1 protein-coding gene is annotated in these 998 nt (G+C 63.3%); it reads left to right on the forward strand.

Features of this window, described 5'->3' with window-relative positions; genetic code table 11:
- On the forward strand, positions 1-998 hold a 998-nt coding region (locus tag ABNF93_RS34655; protein ID WP_349332502.1), incomplete at both ends, for an IS630 family transposase.

A 998-nucleotide genomic window follows, 5' to 3' on the forward strand; every position in this document is an offset into this window, starting at 1 on the left:
TCGCATTCGGTGCCGGCGGGGTTGGCTCGGCGGGCTCGGATTGTGCTGCTGGCTGCGGACGGGGTGTCGAATACCGAGATCGCTGAGCTGGTTGGGGTGAGCAGGCAGACGGTGATCTCGCGGCGGGCTGCCTACGCCGAGTGTGGCTTGGAAGGACTCAAAGACGCTTCGCGTCCGGGCAGGCCACGCAAGGTCGACCACGCGGCAATCATCGCTGAGACGTTGAAGCCGCCACCAAAAAAGCTAGGGGTCACGCATTGGTCGTCTCGGCTGTTGGGCCGGCGGCTGCGGATCGACAACACCACCGTGGCAAGGGCGTGGCGCGACTACGGCTTGCAGCCGTGGCGGGCGGAGACGTTCAAGTTCTCGACTGACCCCGAACTGGTTGCCAAGGTCACCGATGTGGTCGGGTTGTATCTGGACCCACCGGCGAACGCGGTTGTCCTCTGCTGCGATGAGAAGTCCCAGATCCAAGCCCTAGACCGCACCCAACCGGTGCTGCCGATGCAGCCAGGGCTGGCTGAACGACGTACCCACGACTACATCCGGCACGGCACCGCCACGCTGTTCGCCGCGTTAGAGATCGCCACCGGAAAGGTGACCGGGCTAACCCAGCCACGACACAGGCACCAGGAGTTCCTTCGGTTCCTCAAGCACCTCGCCCGCGCCTACCCCGAGGACGAACTGCACCTGGTGATGGACAACTACGCCACCCACAAACGCACCGAAGTACGCGAATGGCTGGCCGCCAACCCCCGGATCAAGGTCCACTTCACACCCACGTCGGCGTCATGGATGAACCTGGTCGAGGTCTGGTTCTCCATCATCGAACGCCAAGCCATCCACCGCGGAACCTTCCGCTCCGTCCGCGACCTGATCACCAAGATCCGCCAATTCATCACCGGCTGGAACGACCGCTGCCACCCCTTCGTCTGGACCAAGACCGCCGACCAGATCCTCACCAAAACGAACCGTCAAAAGATCTCAACCACGGGGTA

It is taken from the genome of Actinopolymorpha sp. B9G3 (genome assembly GCF_040120725.1).
Lineage (GTDB): Bacteria > Actinomycetota > Actinomycetes > Propionibacteriales > Actinopolymorphaceae > Thermasporomyces.